Here is a 13,867-nt window from a genome sequence, read left to right as displayed (position 1 = left end):
GTGCACCGGCAGGCTCGGTAGCAGATTGGATAACGATTGAGGCAGCGGCAGCTTGATGGCGGGACGAATGAGATCGAGATGGGCGATGCGCACGTCGCGGCTCAGCCAGTCGATGCTCTCGATTTCCAGATAGATCTTGTCGAGTGAGACTGCATCGCCGTAACGCACCTGCTCTGCCAGCAGGGTGTAAGGGTGCAGCGGGTTGAACACCAGTCGCCCTATGGTGACCGGCACGCCGGTCTGCTGGCTGATCCAGCTGGCGATGGGGCCTTTGGCGCGCTCGGCGTCGAACAGGCCGAGGGCAACCCAGACAAACAGCAGCAGGAAGGCGAAGGTGTAGAGCAGGCCGCGTAGCCAGGAATTCATGGTTGCTTTCCTCCTGTTTTGGGATGTGTTGTCAGGCGTTTGAGTAGTGGCCTCGCAGACCGAGCCAGCGCCGTATCAAGGGTTCGACATGACTCGGATGCCTATCCATAAGGACATGTGCCCATCTTCTGCATCTACTTCGATCAGGCATTGGAATAGTGATCCCGTAAGCCGAGCCAACGGCGAATCAAGGGTTCGACATGGCTTGGGTGCCTATCCATGAGGAAGCGCGCCATTTTTTGCACCTGCGGAATAAGCGGCTGATCCCGCACCAGATCGGCGATCTTGAGATCGGCCAGACCGGTCTGGCGGGTGCCGAGCAGTTCCCCCGGGCCGCGCAGTTCCAGATCGCGCTGGGCGATGAGGAAGCCATCGTTGGTCTCCCGCAGCACCCCGAGCCGGCTCTGGGCCGTCTTGGACAAGGGGGCATGATAGAGCAGCACGCAGTGAGAGGCTACCGCACCACGGCCAACCCGACCGCGCAGCTGGTGCAACTGCGCCAGTCCCAGTCGCTCCGGGTTCTCGATGATCATCAGGCTGGCGTTGGGCACATCCACCCCCACCTCGATGACGGTGGTGGCGACCAGCAGTTGCAGTATGCCCGCCTTGAACTCCTCCATCACCCGCTGTTTCTCCACCGGACGCATCCGGCCGTGCACCAGCCCGATGTGCAGGCCGGGCAGCAGGGTCTGCAGTTCGGCGGCGGTATCCTCGGCGGCTTGGCACTCCAGCACCTCCGACTCCTCGATCAGGGTGCAGACCCAGTAGGCCTGCTTGCCCTCGGTGCAGGCGAGTTTGACCCGCTCGATCACGTCGCCGCGACGGCTGTCGGGCAGCGCCACCGTGGTGATGGGGGTTCGGCCCGGCGGCAGTTCGTCGATGACCGAGGTGTCGAGGTCGGCATAGGCGGTCATCGCCAGGGTGCGGGGGATCGGGGTGGCGGTCATGATCAGCTGATGGGGATGTACCCCTTCCCGCTCCCCTTTTTCCCGCAGGGCGAGGCGCTGATGCACCCCGAATCTGTGCTGTTCATCGATGATGACCAAGGCGAGGCGCTGGAACACCACCTGCTCCTGAAAGATGGCGTGGGTGCCCACCACCATCTTGACGCTGCCATCGGCGATAGCGGCCAGCGACTCTTCCCGCGCCTTGCCTTTCTGTTTGCCCGCCAGCCAGCCGACTCCGATGCCGAGCGGTTCCAGCCACTTGGCGAAGTTGATGGCGTGCTGTTCCGCCAGCAGCTCGGTCGGTGCCATCAAGCCCACCTGACAGCCATTGCCGATAGCCTGCAGGGCGGCCAGCGCCGCGACCAGCGTCTTGCCGGAACCCACGTCACCCTGCACCAGCCGCATCATGGGGTGGCTCTGTTGCAGATCCTTGCTTATCTCGGCCACTACCCGGCTCTGGGCGCCGGTGGGCTTGAACGGCAGGGCGCCGAGCAGTTGTTCAACCAGCGCGGGCGCCGGTTTGAGGGCGCGGGCCAGCTGGGTTTGCGCCTGAGCGCGCACCTTGAGTACCGAGAGGTTGTGCGCCAGCAGCTCCTCCAGTACCAGTCGCTGCTGGGCCGGATGTTGGCCGCTTTCCAGCAGCGGCAGCGCTACCGATGGGGGCGGGCGATGCAGCAGTTTCAGGGCGGCGGCCAGTTCAATCTGGTGGGGATAGAGGCCGGCGGGCAGCAGCTCCTCCACGCCATAGAGGTCGAGCTGGGCCAGCGCCTGATCGGTGAGGTTGCGCAGGGTGAGCTGGCGTAGCCCTTCGGTAGTCGGGTAGACGGGGGTGAGCGCCTCTTCGGTCTGACCGGCCTGCTCCTCGCCGAGCAGCTTGTACTCGGGGTGGGCCATCTCCAGCCCGTATTTGCCGGGACGCACCTCGCCAAAGCAGCGGATCAGGCGGCCCGCCGCCAGACTGTTTTTCTGGGCGGCGGTGAAGTTGAAGAAGCGCAAGGTGAGGGTGCCGGTGCCATCGCTGATGCGACAGACCATCATGCGGCGGCGCCCCATCACCAGCTGAGTGTCCTGGATTTCGCCCTCGACGGCGCCGTGCAGGCCGGGCGGCAGATCGCCGATGGGCCACACCTGGGTACGGTCCTCGTAGCGCAGGGGGAGGTGGAACAGCAGATCCTGTACCGTGGCCAGCCCCAGCCGCTCGAGCTTCTCCAGCATCTTGCTGCCGACACCCTTGAGGCTATCGAGAGGAATTTTATCCAATTTCATCAATTAGATGCCCGAAAACACTGTAAATATGTCCAGATGATAGGGGTTGTTGAGGGGCCGATGCAAGCCGAGTTGCTGCTGGCTGGGCCGTCAAAGTGGGGGAAACGGCGGATATAACCAAGGCCTGCCGAAAACGGGAGGCCTTTGTGCGGCTGCCAACAGGCAAGGTGCGGGCGCATGGCGCCCGGAGTCAGATGATGCGTTTGAGCAGCAGGTGGGCCTTGACCCTGTGGATCCGTCCCAGCAGCTTGCGCACCTGTTCCGGGTAGTCCTGAATCTGCTCAACCTGATCAAAGTGGCTGATCCGCTTGGTGTTGGTCAGGATGTTCTCCCGCTCCGCGTTGAACTGGGGACGCAGCAGGTGGCGACGATCGTGTACCAGCAGGCCGTTCTCCAGATCCAGCGCCCAGGCGCGGGGGTTGAGGTTGTTGCCGGTGAGCAGGGCCCACTCGTCATCCACGAAGATCCCCTTGAGATGGTAGGAGTTGCGCTCGCAACACCAGAGCATCAGGTTGAGGCGACCGTCGTCGATGTGACGCTGGTTGCGCTCGGCAAACTTGCGCAGGTTGGTCTCGTAGAGATAGGGCAGGCCACCGATGGTGGAGAACTTCTCTTCCGGCGGAATGAAGAAGTCGTTGGCGGTCTTGTCGCCCACTACGATGGTCACCTTGCAACCGCGCTGCAGCAGATCCTCGATATCCTTGCTCAACTCCTTGGGGGGGTTGAAGTAAGGGGTGCAGATGAAGATCTCCCGCTCGGTGGCGCGCACCAGATTGCGGATCATCAGGTTGAGCTGATTGTTGCGCTTGCCCAGACCCACCATGGGGGTGATGGCCACCTCCTGGGTGTTGACCGGCATGGTGCTGAAACGGTACTGGCTCTGGCGCAGGCTCTGCTTGAAGCGGCGGATCGGCCCTTTCAGCTGTTTGGCGCTGGGGATGTCGCTGTGATCCAGTCGCTGCACCGCGTCGCTCTTCACGAACAGGTCATCCACATAGTTGACCATGCTGCGGGCCAGCTCCGGGCTGGTGATCTGGTGATAGCGATCGAAGCGGTAGCGATCCTGCTGATGCAGGTAGATGTCGTTGAGGCTGGCACCGGAGTAGAGCACCACATCATCAAAGATGAAGCCCTTGAGGTGGAGCACGCCGAGCAGTTCGCGCCCTTTGACCGGCACGCCGTAGATTTCGATCTGGTGCTCGTGTTCGGCAGCCATGGCCTGATACATCAGGTGGTTGCCGCCCTGCTTGCCTTTGCCGATCAGGCCGCGCTGGGCACGGTGGAAGTCGACGAACAGCTTGATGTCGAGGGCCGGATTGCGCTGCTTGGCGGCGTAGAGGGCGGAGAGGATCTCCCGGCCTGCTTCGTCATCTTGCAGATAGAGCGCGACCAGATAGATGCGCCGGGTGGCACTGGCGATAAGCGCAAGAATGCGGCGTTTGAAATCCTGGGCGCTATAGAGCACTTCAAACTGATCCGCTGCGACGGCGATCTGGGGCAGGCGCGCCAGCAGTTGTCGATAATGGGCCGATGAATGCATAGATAAACCTGAAATCACGGGGTTAAGCGTTCCACTCGGAGCGATGAATAGGCGATTCTAGCAATCTCGCCCTCTCAGCCAAAGAAAGAATCATCAGAAAGATGAAAAAGGCCTCACGAGTGAGGCCTTTTTGTCAGCATTTCCCCCTTGTCAGAGGAAGCTGTAGATGATCATCGCCATCACGCCGCCGGTGGTGCCGATGATGGTTTCCATCACGGTCCAGGTCTGCAGGGTCTGCTTCTCGGTCAGGCCGAGGTAGCGGTTCGCCAGCCAGAAACCGGAGTCGTTGACGTGGGAGAGCACGATGGCACCGCCGCCAATGGCGATGGTGACGGCCGCCAGCTGGGCGCCGTTCAGGCCGAGCGGCTCCAGCATCGGCAGCACCAGACCGCAGGCGGTCAGCATGGCGACGGTGGCAGAGCCCTGAATCACCCGTACCGCAGCGGCCAGAATGAAGGCCAGTGCGACGATAGGCAGACCGGAGTCGGCCAGCATGTTGCCCAGCGCGGCGCCCACACCGGAATCAACCAGCACCTGCTTGAAGACGCCACCGGCACCGGTCACCAGGATGATGACACCGGCGGGCTGGATGGCGCTGTTGCAGACGCTCATCACCTCGTCACGGGACATGCCGCGGCGAATACCCAGCAGGTAGAAAGCGGCCAGACAGGCGACCATGATGGCGGTGAAGGGGTGACCGATGAACTCCAGCCAGTTGTGCAGGGTGGAGCCTGCCTCGACGAAGCGACCGACGATGGTCTTGAGGCCGATCAGCAGCAGCGGCAGACCGATGAGGCCCATGGCCAGCCCGAAGGAGGGCAGGGATTTGCTGTCATCGTGAACGCTGTTCTGGGCATCAGCAGGCAGCGGCACATCGACGATCTTGCTGATGAAGTCACCGAACAGCGGGCCCGCCAGGATCAACGCCGGTACGGCGGCGATCAGGCCGAACAGGATCATATAGCCGAAGTCGGCACCCAGCTGGGAAGCCACCAGGATCGGGCCCGGCGCCGGAATAAGGAAGGCCTGGCAAGTGGCGATACCGGCCAGCAGGGCGATACCGATCTTCACCACGCTGCCGCCGCCACGACGGACGATGGCGAAGGCGACGCCGATCAGCAGCACCACGGCCACATCAAAGAAGAGCGGCAGGGCGCAGACAAAGCCGGTCAGGGCCATTGCCCAGTTGGCGCGCTTGACGCCGAACTTGCCGAGCAGGGTGTGAGCCACCCGGTCGAGAGCACCGGTCACTTCCATCACCTTGCCGAACATGGCGCCCAGCGCCACCACTACCGCGACGAAACCGAGGGTGCCACCCATCCCTTTCTGGATGGTGTTGGCGATGTCGGCCGGGTTCATGCCGGCGGCAAGACCCGCCACCATGGAGACCAGGATCAGGGCTACCACGGCGTGGAGCCGGGCCTTCATCACCAGGAAGAGCAGCAACACAATCGAGCCGGCGGCTGTCATGATCAGGGAGAGGTCAGACATTGTTATGCGTTCCTTTTTCCAAGTTCAGTCGTGACACCTTGCCGATCCGTCGGCAAACCATATCTTTATGATTTATTTAGATTTATGGCAAGGGCTCAACATCATATGCCCAGGTGACTATGGGTTTGCTCAGTCTGTGGCAGACTTCACATTTTTAATCGTTACCGGTAACATGTTACCGGTAACGTGTTAGATTAGAACCCATCAACAGCTGGTTTTTTGAAAAGTGGGACAGAGGTCAAATTATGGCGGGTAAGTGCATTATCGTGATGGGTGTGTGTGGTAGCGGCAAATCCAGCGTGGGTCTGAAAGTGGCCGAAGCGCTGGGCGCCAAGTTCATCGATGGTGATGACCTGCACCCCAAGGCCAACATCCAGAAGATGGCTGGCGGCAACCCCCTCAACGATGAGGATCGTGCCCCCTGGCTGGAGCGGATCCGCGACGCCGCCTACAGTCTCGAGCAGAAGAACGAGACCGGCATCATTGTCTGTTCCGCCCTCAAAAAGAAGTACCGCGACCAGATCCGCGAAGGCAACGAGTCGGTCAGCTTCATTTTCCTCGATGGCAGCCAGCCGCTGATCCTCGAGCGGATGCGTGCCCGCAAGGGCCACTTCATGCGTGAAAGCATGGTACAAAGTCAGTTCGATACTCTGGAGCGCCCGGATGGCGAAGCCGGTGTATTCCACATTGATATAGACGGCACCTTCGAACAGGTGGTTGACCGCGCCGTCACAGCATTGGAGCAAGCCCAATGATTCATCAGGTAATTTCCGACGTCACCGCCCGCATCCGCGAGCGCAGTGTCGCCCGTCGTCAGGCATTTCTGGCCCGCATCCAGCGTCAGGCAGAGCAGGGCAAGACCCGCGCCGCGCTGGCCTGCGGCAACCTGGCCCACGCCGTGGCCGCCTGCAGCAGTGACGAGAAGGGTCGCATTCTCGATATGACCCGCGCCAACGTCGGCATCGTCACCGCCTACAACGATATGCTGAGCGCCCATCAGCCTTATCAGGGCTATCCGGATCAGATCAAGGCGGTACTGGCCGAGCTGGGCCACAGTGCCCAGGTCGCCGGCGGCGTGCCAGCTATGTGCGACGGCGTGACCCAGGGTCAGCCGGGGATGGACATGTCCCTCTTCTCCCGCGACCTGATCGCCCAGGCGACCGCGCTGTCGCTTTCTCACAACACCTTCGACGCCACCCTGCTGCTCGGCATCTGCGACAAGATTGCACCGGGTCAGATCATGGGGGCCCTCTCCCACGCTCACCTGCCGACTGCATTCGTACCGGCGGGCCCCATGGCGAGCGGCATCAGCAACGACGAGAAGGTGAAGGTGCGTCAGAAGTACGCCGCCGGTGAAGTGGGCCGTGATGCCCTGCTGGAGATGGAGTGCGGCGCCTACCATGCGGCGGGCACCTGCACCTTCTACGGCACTGCCAACACCAACCAGCTGGTGTTCGAGGCCATGGGCCTGATGCTGCCGGGCTCCGCCTTCGTGCATCCCCATAGCGAACTGCGCCGCGCCCTCACCGATGAGGCCGCCCGCCGCATCAGCGCCATGATCCCGGGATCTCCGGCTTATCGCCCGCTCAGCACAGTGCTGGACGAGCGCTCGCTGGTCAACGGTCTGGTGGCCCTGCTCGCCTCCGGCGGCAGCACCAACCACAGCATTCACATGGTGGCGCTGGCCCGCGCGGCCGGTCTGGTACTGACCTGGGATGACATCAGCGATCTCTCCGATGTGGTGCCGCTGCTGGTGCGCATGTACCCGAACGGCCCAGCCGATGTGAACGCCTTCGAACAGGCGGGCGGTGTGCCCGGGATGATGCGCCGTCTGGCCGAAGATGGGCTGATCCACATGGATGCCACCCCGGTGTTTGGCGAGATGCAGGATTACCTCAGCCGTCCGGCACTGGTGGATGGCCAGCTGGTATGGCAGCCGGTCGGTGAGAGCGGCGATGCGAGCGTGTTGTCACCTTCCGGCAGCGTATTCCAGGCCACTGGCGGCACCAAGCTGCTGGCGGGCAATCTGGGCCGCGCCGTGGTCAAGGTCTCCGCCGTGGCTCCCGAGTATCGGGTTATCGAAGCGCCAGCGCGGGTCTTCTCCTCCCAGCATGCGGTGGAAGCGGCCTACAAGGCGGGCGATCTCAATCAGGATGCCGTTATCGTGGTGCGCCACAATGGTCCGGCCGCCAACGGCATGCCGGAGCTGCACAAGCTGATGCCGGTGCTCGGCAACCTGCAGAAGGCGGGTTACAAGGTGGCGCTGGTCACCGATGGCCGTCTCTCCGGCGCCTCCGGCAAGATCCCAGCCGCCATCCACGTCACCCCGGAAGCGCTGCACGGCGGGGCCATTGGCCTGCTTGCTGACGGTGACCTGCTGCGGGTTGACGCGGTAAACGGCAGCCTCGACTGCCTGACCGATTTGAGTGGCCGTACCCAGGCCGAGATTGACCTCACTCCGGAACAAGAGGGGTGGGGCCGTGAACTGTTCAGCGTGATGCGTCGCGCGGTATCGAGCGCCGAGTGTGGCGCCACCATCTTTGACTAAGGAAGAGCTATGCAGAACTGGAAAGTGACCCCGGCCGAGGTGTTTGCCGCCTCCCCGCTGGTACCCGTGATGGTTATCAACGAGCTGGATCAGGCCCTGCCGATGGCCAAGGCGCTGCTCGACGGCGGCATCTCTGTCTTCGAAATCACCTTGCGCACCCCGGTGGCGCTCGATGCCATCGCCCTTATCGCCAAGGCGATGCCGGATGCCATGGTCGGTGCCGGTACCGTGCTCAACTGCGAGCAGTTTGATGCAGCTGTCGCTGCCGGTGCCCGCTTCGTCATCTCCCCGGGGATGACCCCGGCCCTGCTGGCCCACGCGGCCAAGAGCACTGCACCGCTGATCCCGGGCGTGGCGACTCCGTCTGAAGTGATGCAGGCGCTGGAAGCGGGCTATGACCACCTGAAGTTCTTCCCGGCCGAAGCGAACGGCGGCACCAAGGCGCTCTCCGCCATTGCCGCGCCGCTGCCCCAGGTGAAGTTCTGCCCGACCGGCGGTATCGGCCCGAAAAACGTGGCCGACTATCTGGCGCTCAAGTGCGTCGCCACCGTCGGCGGCTCCTGGATGCTGCCGGCCGATGCGGTCAAGAGCGGCAACTGGGAAGAGGTGACCCGCCTCTCCCGCGAAGCGGTTGAGCTGGTTAAACGCTAAGCGTCAGTTGTGCAGAAAACCAAACAGGCCACCCTCGGGTGGCCTGTTTGTTATCGGCGTGACTTAAGTGGGTGAGGGAAGGGATTACCCCAGACTCTCCCCGACATAGAGGGAGAAGCCGATATCCTTGCGGGTGTCGGGTTGGGATTGGCCGCTGAGACGCGCCAGCAGCATGGTGGCCGCCTCCCGACCGATCGCTTCCCGCGGGGTGGCGATACTGGCCAGCTTGGGGGTCATGGCGTGGCCGATGTCGAGGGCGTTGCAACCGGCGATGGCGATCTGCTGGGGCACCGGGATCCACTTGGCCTGACACTGCAGCAGGGCGCCCACCGCCAGGTCATCGTTGGTGCAGAACAGGCCGTCGAGGTCGGGATAGCGCACCAGCGCCTGATCCAGCAGCTCGCCCCCCAGAGTGAAGCTGGAGGATTGTTCGGTCAGCAGATGCTGGCCGGTGAGGCCGAAGTCGGTCATCGCCTGATAGTAACCCTCCATCCGCAGCTGGGTACGCACGTCGAGCCGCGCTCCCAGATAGACCACCTTGCGTCGGCCCCGGTGCAGCATCTCTGTTACCATGGCCCGGGCCGCGGCTCTATGATCCATGCCGACCACCATGTCGATGGGGGTTTGCGGCAGATCCATGGTCTCCACCACCGGAATGCCGGCGGTGGCGATCATCTTGCGGGTGCGTTCGGTGTGCTGGCTGTCGGAGAGGATCAGCCCATCCACGTGATAGGAGAGCAGGGACGCGACCTGCTCCTCCTCCCGCTCCGGGCTGTAGCCGTAGTGGGCCAGCAGGGTCTGGTAGCCAGCCGGTCGGGTCACCGACTCGATGCCGTGGATCACCGCCGAGAAGACCTGGTTGGAGAGGGAGGGGATCAGGATGCCGATCGCCTTGCTGGTCGCGTTGGAGAGAATGTCCGGCGCCCGGTTGGGGATATAACCCAGCTCTTCCACCACAGCCGCGATCCGCTCGCGGGTCCCCTCCGCCACGGTCTGCGGGTCGCGCAGATAGCGGCTGACAGTCATCTTGGTCACGCCGGTCTGGTCGGCGATATCTTGCAGGGTGGGGCGGCGCTTGCGGGTGGGGCTCATAGGGGTTTCCAGCGTGGATGTTACATGTAACATTACCGTTTTTGGCGGATAAAGTCAGCATATGAAGCCGTTTTTGCAGGAGTTTTCCGATGATCAGAGGCAAGCAGTTCGTGGATGTCCGGTTCGAGCAACAGGATGTGGAGGGGGAGCAGTTCTCGGAGTGCCGCTTTATCGGCTGCAACTTCTCCTGGCTGGATTTGAGCGATAGCCGCTTCATCGACTGCAGCTTCTACGATCGGGAGAGTGAACGGGGCTGCCTGTTGCAGGGTTGCGATCTGCGCGAGGCCAGCTTCCTGCGCTGCGATCTCACCATGGCCGATTGCAGCCGCAGCCAGTGTCTGGGGTTGGAGATGCGCGACTGTCAGGCGGTCGGTATCAACTTCAGCCACGCCAGCTTCGCCAACCAGATCACCGCCAAAAGCTACTTCTGCGAGGCCCATCTGACCGGCAACAACTTCAGCTATGCCAGCTTCGAGGGCTGCCTGCTGGAGAAGTGCGAGCTGACCGGCAACCGTTGGCAGGGGGCCAACCTGTTTGGTGCCTCGCTGGTGGGTTCCGAGCTCAGCGGCTCCGAGTTTGGCCAGATCGACTGGACCAGCTTCAAGCTGCAGGGCTGCGATCTGCGCCAGTGCGACCTGCCGGGGCTGGATTTGCGGCGGGTCGATCTGCAAGGGGTGCAGATCAACGAGGATCAGCAGCAGACCTTGCTGGAGCAGATAGGTCTGGTTGTCTTCCCCTGAGCCGAGCGAAAAATTAGGTAATTTTTCATCAAATTAGGCCGACAGTGGGTAGGGCGCTCCTGAAACGACAAAAGCCTGCGTGATGCAGGCTTTTGTTCGTGAGCGTGTGACGCGTTTGTCGGCCGGGTTGACTCAACCCTTGGCCAGCCATTTGGTCGGGTTGATCGCCTCGCCCTGATAGCGAATTTCGAAATAGAGGCCCGGTCTGTCCTGACCGCCACTGTCACCGACCAGTGCCACAGGTTCACCCTGTTCCACATTCTGGCCCACCTGACGAAGCAGCGACTGATTGTGACCGTAGAGGCTCATATAGCCCTTACCGTGATCGATTACCAGCAGCATACCGAAGCCATCGAGCCAGTCGGCGTAAACCACTTGTCCCGGTGCGACCGCCTTGACCTGAGTTCCTTCGCTGGCGCCGATCAGGGTGCCTTTCCACTTAAGCTGGGCGGTGCGCGGCGAACCGTAAGAGATGAGGATCGGTCCCTGCACCGGCCAGCGCAGGCTGCCATTGGTCTTGAGGCCGCTGTAGTGACCGGCACTGCTGATGCCCGAGCCGCGCTCCGGTTTGCTGCTGGCCACCTCTTCGGCCGGTTCTGCCGGTTTGACGGTTTTGTTCTGCTGGGCGGCGAGTCGTTGTTGCTCGGCGCGGCGCTGTTCGGCCAGCTTGCGCTGACGCTCCTGCTCCGCTTTCAGCTTGGCCAGCCGTTCCCGCTCGGCCCGTTCACGGCGCTCCTGCTCTTCGCGCTTGCGACGCAACTCTTCCAGCCGGGCTTTCAGCGCTTTCTCCGCCTTGACCAGCTTGGTGAGCTTCTGCTCGTCATCCTGCACCGACTGCTGCAACTTGTTGCGCACCTTGGCCCGGCTCTGCTGGCTGGCCAGCAGGGTCTGGTGATGCTCCTGCTGTTCGGCAAGCAGGGTTTGCAGTCTGGTTTCGGTCTCTTTGGTTGCCTGCTGGTTTTTTGCCAGCTTGTCGCGGGTGGCGCGCAGGGCGTCGATGGCCTCGATACGGGCCTTGTTGAGGTAGTCGTAGTAGTCGAGCGAGCGGCTCAGTTTGGCCGGATCCTGCTGATTGAGCAGCAGTTTGAGGTAGTCGTGGTTGCCCGCCTGAAAGGCGCTCTCCGCCTGTTTGGCCAGCAACTGCTTTTGATGTTTGGCTTGAACTTCCAGCGCCAGCTTGTCTTTTTGCAGGGTCGCCAGCTTCTGCTGGTTCTGCTTCAACTGCTGCCTGGTCTGGTTGAGTTTGGCGGCGGCGGCCGAGATGGCCTGCTCGTCAGCCTTGAGCTGGGTATTGAGCTTGGCAAGCTCCTGCTTGCTGAGCTTGATGGTCTTCTGTTGCTCTTTGATCTGGGACTGCATGGTGCCCAGCTGCTGATTGGCGGCCAAAGCCGGTGTGCTGGCGCCAAACGACAGGCAAAAAAACAGCGCGCCGGCCAACAGGCCGACGCGACTGGTTTTCTGTGAAATAACTTCGCATCCCCGCATGGGGAAGGATTATTTCAGAATCATCAGGGGCTTGCCAGTCATTTCCGGCGGTACCGGCAGACCCATCAGGGTCAGCATGGTGGGGGCCAGATCGGACAGTTTGCCACCTTCAACCACCTCGGCTTTGCGACCGAAATAGATGAGCGGAACCGGCAGATTGGTGTGGGCGGTGTGGGCCTGACCAGTCTCTTCGTCCAGCATCTTCTCGGCGTTACCGTGGTCGGCAGTGATCAGGCACTCGCCACCCACTTCGGCCAGGGCGTCGGTCACGCGACCGATGCAGTGGTCAACGGCTTCACACGCTTTGACGGCGGCATCGAACACACCGGTGTGACCAACCATGTCGCCATTCGGGTAGTTACAGATGATGACGTCGTACTTGCCGCTCTTGATGGCCGCAACCAGCTTGTCGGTCAGCTCTTCGGAGCTCATTTCCGGCTGCAGGTCATAGGTCGCCACTTTCGGGCTGGCCACGATCTCGCGATCTTCGCCGGTGAAGCAGGACTCTTCGCCACCGTTGAAGAAGAAGGTGACGTGAGCATACTTCTCTGTTTCGGAGATGCGCAGCTGGGTCTTGCCCTGCTTGGCCAGCCACTCACCCAGGGTGTTGACCAGAGCGGTCGGCGGGTAGGCACAGGCAGTTTTGATGTCGGCCGCGTATTCGGTCAGCATCACGAAGTTCAGCTTCGGCTCAACGGCACGGACGAAGCCGGTGAAGTCGGTGTCAACGAAGGCGCGGGTGATTTCACGGGCACGGTCGGCACGGAAGTTCATGAAAATCAGCGCATCACCATCTTCCATCGGTGCAGCTTCGCCGATGCGGGTGGCTTTGACGAACTCGTCGTTCTCGTCGCGGGCATAGGCGGCAGCCAGGGCTTCGGTGGCGCTCTCGGCGGTGAACTCGCCCTTGCCCTGGGTCATCAGGTCATAGGCTTGCTGCACGCGATCCCAGCGGTTGTCACGGTCCATGGCGAAGTAACGGCCGATCATGGAGGCGAAACGACCCTTGCCGAGCTTGGCGAACAGGGCATCGAACAGCTCGATGGAGGACTGGGCGGAGCGCGGCGGAACGTCGCGGCCATCCAGGAAGGCGTGCAGGTAGATCTTCTCGGCGCCACGCTTAGCTGCCATTTCGATCATGCCCATGATGTGCTCTTCGTGGCTGTGTACGCCACCCGGGGACATCAGGCCCATGATGTGAACGGCTTTGCCGTTGGTCACGGCAGCGTCAACAGCCTTGGCCAGCTCGACGTTCTGGAAGAATTCACCGTCCTGGATGTCTTTGGAGATGCGGGTCAGCTCCTGATAGACGATGCGACCGGCACCGATGTTGACGTGGCCTACTTCAGAGTTGCCCATCTGGCCATCCGGCAGACCGACATCCAGACCGGAGCCGGAGATCAGGGTGCTGGTGTAGTCACGGGCCAGACGATCGAGGTTGGGAGTCTTGGCGGCAGCGACGGCGTTGTGCTCTTGCTTGGTGCTGTAGCCCCAACCGTCCATGATGACCAGAACCAAAGGTTTCTTAGCTGTTGACATAAGACTATGTCCTCTCGGATTGGAAAAAATGCGGGAAATGAAACTAGCGTAATATTACTACATCTGCCGAAATAGTCACCTGATAGCCAAGGGGCGCTCCCGCGGCCCCGCAAGCCACGCCCTTCCTGCCATGATCGATGCCCAATGATGATGGGAGCCTGCTCGCGCTTTGCCGCCAAGATGGCTGATCTTATCAATACCC

Annotated in this window: 10 protein-coding genes and 1 pseudogene; 4 read left to right on the top strand and 7 right to left on the bottom strand. The window is 62.0% G+C overall.

The annotated features are described in order from the left end of the window. From ACTG1K_RS23420 to gntU, 4 genes and pseudogenes are all read right to left on the bottom strand, one after another. A pseudogene (locus ACTG1K_RS23420) lies at nucleotides 1-366 on the bottom strand (membrane assembly protein AsmA); the annotation flags it as partial. Nucleotides 367-509: 143 nt separating this feature from the next. After that, on the bottom strand, nucleotides 510-2,579 hold the full coding sequence (recG, locus tag ACTG1K_RS23415; protein ID WP_368150119.1) for an ATP-dependent DNA helicase RecG: 2,070 nt from the start codon (nucleotides 2,577-2,579) through the stop codon (nucleotides 510-512). Between the two features lie 190 nt (nucleotides 2,580-2,769). Further along, nucleotides 2,770-4,119 (bottom strand): CDP-diacylglycerol--serine O-phosphatidyltransferase, encoded by a 1,350-nt coding sequence (gene pssA / locus ACTG1K_RS23410; protein WP_193860903.1) that lies wholly within the window; start codon nucleotides 4,117-4,119, stop codon nucleotides 2,770-2,772. Nucleotides 4,120-4,269: 150 nt separating this feature from the next. Further along, nucleotides 4,270-5,610 (bottom strand): gluconate transporter, encoded by a 1,341-nt coding sequence (gntU, locus tag ACTG1K_RS23405; protein ID WP_005355418.1) that lies wholly within the window; start codon nucleotides 5,608-5,610, stop codon nucleotides 4,270-4,272. Between the two features lie 245 nt (nucleotides 5,611-5,855). Here gntU and ACTG1K_RS23400 point away from each other — a divergent pair, with 245 nt between their 5' ends. From ACTG1K_RS23400 to ACTG1K_RS23390, 3 genes are read left to right on the top strand one after another with little or no spacing between them, the layout of a single operon-like run. Next, entirely contained in the window at nucleotides 5,856-6,365 is a 510-nt protein-coding gene (locus tag ACTG1K_RS23400; protein ID WP_005340649.1) for a gluconokinase, read from the top strand. Then, complete coding sequence (gene edd, locus ACTG1K_RS23395; RefSeq protein WP_440004742.1) at nucleotides 6,362-8,158, top strand: phosphogluconate dehydratase; 1,797 nt, start codon at nucleotides 6,362-6,364, stop codon at nucleotides 8,156-8,158. Before ACTG1K_RS23400 ends, edd begins: the two co-directional genes overlap by 4 nt. Nucleotides 8,159-8,167: 9 nt before the next feature. Beyond that, nucleotides 8,168-8,809, top strand: a complete 642-nt coding sequence (locus ACTG1K_RS23390) for a bifunctional 4-hydroxy-2-oxoglutarate aldolase/2-dehydro-3-deoxy-phosphogluconate aldolase (RefSeq protein ID WP_005342660.1) — start codon at nucleotides 8,168-8,170, stop codon at nucleotides 8,807-8,809. A gap of 84 nt (nucleotides 8,810-8,893) precedes the next feature. Here ACTG1K_RS23390 and ACTG1K_RS23385 read toward each other — a convergent pair whose 3' ends face one another. Further along, the gene (locus ACTG1K_RS23385; protein ID WP_106844209.1) at nucleotides 8,894-9,901 is read right to left on the bottom strand and encodes a substrate-binding domain-containing protein; all 1,008 of its coding nucleotides are present in this window, start codon (nucleotides 9,899-9,901) and stop codon (nucleotides 8,894-8,896) included. A gap of 89 nt (nucleotides 9,902-9,990) precedes the next feature. On the opposite strand from ACTG1K_RS23385, the gene ACTG1K_RS23380 reads away from it, so the two are divergent. Next, nucleotides 9,991-10,641, top strand: coding sequence for a Qnr family pentapeptide repeat protein (locus ACTG1K_RS23380; RefSeq protein ID WP_374880129.1), 651 nt, complete (start codon nucleotides 9,991-9,993; stop codon nucleotides 10,639-10,641). Nucleotides 10,642-10,773: 132 nt separating this feature from the next. Here the strand turns inward: ACTG1K_RS23380 and envC are convergent, their stop codons facing one another. Together envC and gpmM are read right to left on the bottom strand one after the other, a co-directional pair. Beyond that, a complete protein-coding gene (envC, locus tag ACTG1K_RS23375; protein ID WP_440004741.1) occupies nucleotides 10,774-12,126 on the bottom strand; it encodes a murein hydrolase activator EnvC in 1,353 nt (450 codons plus the stop codon). 9 nt (nucleotides 12,127-12,135) lie between these two features. Further along, nucleotides 12,136-13,665, bottom strand: coding sequence for a 2,3-bisphosphoglycerate-independent phosphoglycerate mutase (gene gpmM / locus ACTG1K_RS23370; protein WP_421284604.1), 1,530 nt, complete (start codon nucleotides 13,663-13,665; stop codon nucleotides 12,136-12,138). Nucleotides 13,666-13,867 lie beyond the last annotated feature (202 nt).

It is taken from the genome of Aeromonas sp. 102P, assembly GCF_051920345.1.
In the GTDB taxonomy this organism is placed as follows: domain Bacteria; phylum Pseudomonadota; class Gammaproteobacteria; order Enterobacterales; family Aeromonadaceae; genus Aeromonas; species Aeromonas veronii.
The sequence above is the reverse complement of the archived record's forward strand: the minus strand, read 5'-3'. Positions and strand labels throughout refer to the sequence as shown.

Excerpts from the sequence above, each read along its gene's own strand:
- recG (WP_368150119.1), bottom strand. The coding sequence starts at position 2,579 with ATGAAATTGGATAAAATTCCTCTCGATAGCCTCAAGGGTGTCGGCAGC.
- pssA (WP_193860903.1), bottom strand. The coding sequence starts at position 4,119 with ATGCATTCATCGGCCCATTATCGACAACTGCTGGCGCGCCTGCCCCAG.
- gntU (WP_005355418.1), bottom strand. The coding sequence starts at position 5,610 with ATGTCTGACCTCTCCCTGATCATGACAGCCGCCGGCTCGATTGTGTTG.
- ACTG1K_RS23400 (WP_005340649.1), top strand. The coding sequence starts at position 5,856 with ATGGCGGGTAAGTGCATTATCGTGATGGGTGTGTGTGGTAGCGGCAAA.
- edd (WP_440004742.1), top strand. The coding sequence starts at position 6,362 with ATGATTCATCAGGTAATTTCCGACGTCACCGCCCGCATCCGCGAGCGC.
- ACTG1K_RS23390 (WP_005342660.1), top strand. The coding sequence starts at position 8,168 with ATGCAGAACTGGAAAGTGACCCCGGCCGAGGTGTTTGCCGCCTCCCCG.
- ACTG1K_RS23385 (WP_106844209.1), bottom strand. The coding sequence starts at position 9,901 with ATGAGCCCCACCCGCAAGCGCCGCCCCACCCTGCAAGATATCGCCGAC.
- ACTG1K_RS23380 (WP_374880129.1), top strand. The coding sequence starts at position 9,991 with ATGATCAGAGGCAAGCAGTTCGTGGATGTCCGGTTCGAGCAACAGGAT.
- envC (WP_440004741.1), bottom strand. The coding sequence starts at position 12,126 with ATGCGGGGATGCGAAGTTATTTCACAGAAAACCAGTCGCGTCGGCCTG.
- gpmM (WP_421284604.1), bottom strand. The coding sequence starts at position 13,665 with ATGTCAACAGCTAAGAAACCTTTGGTTCTGGTCATCATGGACGGTTGG.